Raw genomic sequence first — 4,028 nt, forward strand, 5'->3', positions numbered from 1 at the left:
CTTGCTGCCAATGAAACTTCGAGGTGGACTGCGAAGCTGCAGCATCGCGCTCATAGAGACCCTTGGATGAAACTTACCCCAGCTCGCTTAATGCGTGTGCGAACGAGGGCCAACGTAACCTGATGCTAATGCGCGACAACTTGCCGTGAGAAAGTGGGGGCAGGCCAACTCTACATCAGAAAGAGTGAAATTGCGGGGGGCAGGTCAACTCTCACGTACGGTTGATCACTTTTTTTCGTAGTTTTTTGAAAGAAATGAGATAATGCTGCACCTGCAAATGGTGGCGCGTGGACGTGGGCACCTAAAAATCGAAGCTTCCAGGTGCCCAAAAAGCCTCAAAAGCTGATGTATGCGGTCTTGGATGTCGTGAAGAACTCACGCGCGGCGCGTCCCTGCTCGCGGCTGCCGTAGCTTGAGCCTTTTCGCCCACCGAAAGGCACATGGTAATCCACCCCGGCTGTGGGCAAGTTGACCATCACCATACCGGCCTGAGACCGGGACTTGAAGTCCTCGGCAAACTTCAGCGAGGTTGTGCAGATACCCGAAGACAGGCCCAAGGGGCTGTCATTCGCGATCGCCACCGCCTCGTCATAATCAGCGGCCTTCAGAACGCTGACAACTGGGCCGAAAATCTCTTCGCGTACGTGCTGCATCTGGTTTGTGCAGTTCGCGTAAACGGTCGGTTCCATATAGAAGCCGGGCGTGTCGCGGGTAAGCACCTCGCCACCACACAAGCGTTCGGCGCCCTCGCTATCGGCGATGCTGATGTATTTGAGGTTGGTTTGCAGTTGCCGCTCGTCCACCGCCGGGCCGATCTGCGAGGCGGGATCAAGGGCATGTCCGACCCTCAGGGCGCGCGCGGCATCCACCATGCCTGCGACAAGCGCGTCGTGAATACCGGGGGTGGCGATGATCCGGGTGTTCGAGGTGCAGCGCTGGCCGGTCGACAGAACCGACCCGCCGATCGCGCAGTCGATGGCGGTTTGCAGATCGGCGTCATCCATCACGATCAGGGGGCTTTTGCCGCCCATTTCCTGCTGCACCTTGCCGCCGCGTTCGGCCACACGGGTGCGAATGCCCGCCCCTGTCGCTTCGGAGCCGGTGAAGGACACCGCCGCCACATCAGGAGAGCGCACGATCTCTTCACCAACAACGCTGCCGCGCCCCATGACCAAGTTGAACACGCCAGCAGGCAGGCCCGCCCGCGACAGGATTTCGGCCAGGGCCCAGCCACAGCCGGGTGTAAGGTCTGCCGGTTTGAACACCACCGTGTTGCCATAGGCCAAGGCCGGTGCGATTTTCCAGGCGGGGATCGCGATGGGATAGTTCCAGGGCGTGATCAGCCCAACGACGCCCACCGGCTCATGACGCACCTCGACCCGGACACCGGGGCGGACCGACGCCATGGACACCCCTTCAATCCGCAAGGCTTCCTGTGCGTAAAACTTGAAGACATGCGCCGCGCGCGTCACCTCGCCGATGCCTTCCGAAAGGATCTTGCCCTCCTCCCGCGACAGCAGTTCACCCAGTTCTTCTCTGCGGGCCAGAAGCTCGACACCGACAGCCTCCAGCGCATCGGCACGTGACTGGGGAGTCGATTGCGCCCAAGTGGGGGCGGCGGCTTTTGCGGCGGCAATGGCATGGCGCGTCTGNTCCGCGCTGGCGCGGGCGTACTGCCCGATGACATCAGTTGTGTCCGAGGGGTTGATGTTTTCAGCCCAATCGGTGCCGGAGGCCCATTCACCGGCGATAAGATTCAGTTTTTCCATGGTGCCGTTCCTTAGTTTTCCTTGACCAGCCGGGTCACGTCGTCGAGCGATTTCTTCACGATGGCAAACAGATCATCGACCTGCTCTTCGCTGGTGATCAGCGGCGGACAGAATGCGACGGCGTCGCCAAGGTTGCGGGTGATCGCCCCGTTGCGCAGCAGGGCTGCGTTCAACAGCCCGCCCAGGGCGCCGACCGGGCCGGTCACGGATTTCGCAGCCTTGTCATTGACCAGCTCCAGCGCCGAGATGAAGCCGACGCCGCGGATCTCGCCAACCAGGGGGTGGTCCTGAAGGCTGTCGAGCTTCTTGTGGAACCGTGCCCCCACCGTCCGCGCGTTGGCCACCAGTTCGCGCTCTTCGATGATCGCAATGTTCTCCAGGGCAACCGCTGCGCCCAGCGGGTGACTACCGCCAGTAAAGCCATGACCCAGAACGCCAATCCGTCCGCTTTCCTCGGCAATCGGCGCATAGAACCGGTCGTTCATCATGAAGGCGCTAAAGGGTACATAGCTGGAGGTGATCTGTTTCGACATCACCATGACATCGGGCTTCATCCCAAATGTGTGCGACCCGAACATCTGTCCGGTGCGGCCAAAGCCGCAGATCACCTCGTCGGCAACGAGCAGGATGTCGTATTTGTCCAGCACCGCCTGGATCTTGTCCCAATAGGTCCGGGGCGGCACAACGACGCCACCCGCGCCCATGACGGGTTCGGCAAAGAAGGCGGCAATGGTCTCGGGGCCTTCCGCTTCGATAAGGCTTTCAAGGTCGGTGGCGCAGCGGGTGGCGAACTCTTCCTCGGTTTCGCCGCCTTTGCCGTCTTTCCAGTAGTGCGGGCAGGTCGTGTGCAGCACCCGGTCGATGGGCAGATCGAAAGAGCGATGGTTGTTCGGCAGACCTGTCAGACTGCCCGCAGCGATGGTGACACCGTGGTAGCCGCGCTGCCGCGCGATCACCTTCTTGCGCTCGGGCTGGCCCAGGGCGTTCGAGCGATACCAGAGCATTTTCAGCACCGTGTCATTCGCCTCGGAGCCTGAGTTGGTGAAGAACACTTTGCTCATGGGCACCGGCGCAAGCGAGATCAGCTTTTCTGCCAGGTCAATGGCAGGTCCGTGCGATTTGTGACCGAAATTGTGATAGAAGGGTAGTTTCGCCATCTGATCGGCCGCCGCCTTGGCAAGGCGCGGTTCGTTAAAGCCAACCGCAGCGCTCCAGAGGCCCGAGAGAGCTTCGATGTAACGGTTGCCGTTGCTGTCATAGACATAGATGCCCTCGCCCCGCTCGATGATCATCGGGCCGGTTTCGGCATGTGCGGCGGCGTTGGTGTAGCCGTGGAAGTGATAGGCGATGTCGCGCGCCTCGGGGGAATTGGGGAGGATCTGCATTTCGTTCATGGGGTTGCCTTGTTGGTATAGTGTTAGATGTGCTGACCGCCGTTGATCGGGATTTCCGAGCCGGTGACATAAGAGGATTGCGTGCTGGCCAGGAAGTGCACGACCTCGGCCACTTCTTCGGGGCGGCCCAGGCGCCTCATCGGCACTTGCCGGTCAACGATCTCTTGTGTGCCGGGCGACAGGATTGAGGTTTCGATTTCACCCGGAGCCACCGAGTTGACGCGCACGCCCGTGTCGCCGAGTTCATGCGCCAGCTCGCGGGTCAAGGTCGTGAGGCCCGACTTGGACACGGCATAGGCCGCACCGGCAAATGGGTGCACCTGTTGGGCCGCGATAGATGAAACATTGACCACCGATCCCTTGGCCCGCCGCAGCGGTTCGATCAGTTCCTGGCACAGCATCAAGGGGGCCACCAGGTTGACGTGCTGCACATCCAGAAAGGTCTGGATCGGTGTGTTGACGGCATTCATCCGCGAGCGGTCTGCGACCCGATAGTATTCGCCGCGAAAAGGGATGATGCGAAAGTCATCCGCAACCCCGGACAGGGCCGCGATACGGTCCGCCTGCAACCCGGCGCAGGCCACCACCAGACGTGTTGACAGGGCGCCGCCAGATGTGGTCACCACGGTATTGTCCGTGCGTTCCTCAAGCCCTGTGACGGCCTGACCGAACAGGAAATCCACGCCGGAGCTTTCTAACCTCCTGTGCAATACCCGGCAGATCTCGCCATAATCAACGATACCGCTGGCTGGGGAAAACAGCGCCTGCACGCCGAGCACCATGGGTTCGCGCTCGGCAAGCTCTTCGCGGCTCACCGGCTGGACAACCTGCNTCGTTGATTATGGCGAGATCTGCCGGGTATTGC

Annotated in this window: 3 protein-coding genes; all 3 read right to left on the reverse strand. The window is 61.1% G+C overall.

Translation table 11 applies throughout. The features are described from left to right. Nucleotides 1-335: 335 nt before the first annotated feature. From A3728_RS05900 to A3728_RS23655, 3 genes are read right to left on the reverse strand one after another with little or no spacing between them, the layout of a single operon-like run. Entirely contained in the window at nt 336-1,769 is a 1,434-nt protein-coding gene (locus tag A3728_RS05900) for an aldehyde dehydrogenase family protein (protein WP_067921129.1), read from the reverse strand. Nucleotides 1,770-1,780: 11 nt separating this feature from the next. Continuing rightward, nucleotides 1,781-3,154 (reverse strand): aspartate aminotransferase family protein, encoded by a 1,374-nt coding sequence (locus A3728_RS05905; protein ID WP_067267631.1) that lies wholly within the window; start codon nt 3,152-3,154, stop codon nt 1,781-1,783. 32 nt (nt 3,155-3,186) lie between these two features. Then, nucleotides 3,187-3,978, reverse strand: coding sequence for an SDR family oxidoreductase (locus A3728_RS23655; protein ID WP_067921131.1), 792 nt, complete (start codon nt 3,976-3,978; stop codon nt 3,187-3,189). Nucleotides 3,979-4,028: the final 50 nt, after the last annotated feature.

The sequence above is a fragment of the Sulfitobacter sp. HI0040 genome, assembly GCF_001634885.1.
GTDB lineage: Bacteria > Pseudomonadota > Alphaproteobacteria > Rhodobacterales > Rhodobacteraceae > Sulfitobacter.